The organism is Methylobacterium sp. D54C (genome assembly GCF_053345595.1).
In genome coordinates this window covers 1-456 of record NZ_JBKFAK010000114.1, presented here as the reverse complement: position 1 = coordinate 456, position 456 = coordinate 1, and the positions used below count along the sequence as shown (strand labels likewise).

General features: G+C 79.6%; 1 protein-coding gene. It reads left to right on the top strand.

The window, feature by feature from the left end; all coding sequences use genetic code 11:
- Positions 1-38 precede the first annotated feature (38 nt).
- Positions 39-456: AMP-binding enzyme (locus ACLBYB_RS32760; RefSeq protein ID WP_447701374.1), on the top strand; the 418-nt coding region annotated here is incomplete at its 3' end.

Sequence of the window (456 nt, the reverse complement as noted above, 5' to 3'; positions counted from 1 at the left end):
TCCTCGACGACGCGCTGCACCCGGTGCCGGTTGGGGTGGTGGGCGAGCTCTACATCGGCGGCACCGGCCTCGCCCGCGGCTATCTCGGACGCCCCGGCCTGACCGCCGAGCGCTTCGTGCCCGACCCGTTCGGAAGGCCCGGCGCGCGCCTCTACCGCACCGGAGACCGCGCCGCACGCCGCCCCGACGGCGCCCTCGACTACCGCGGACGCGCCGACGAGCAGGTCAAGATCCGCGGACAGCGCGTCGAGCCCGGCGAGGTCGCCGCCGCCCTGCGCGCGCAGCCCGGCATCGCCCAGGCCGCCGTCCTCGCCCGCCGCAGACCCGACGGCCCCGCGCGGCTCGTGGCCTACGCGGTGCCCGCGCCGGGCGCGCACCCCGACCCGCAGGAGCTGCGCCGCGCCCTGGCCCGCGACCTGCCCGAGGCCCTGGTGCCGGCCGCGATCGTCCTGCTCG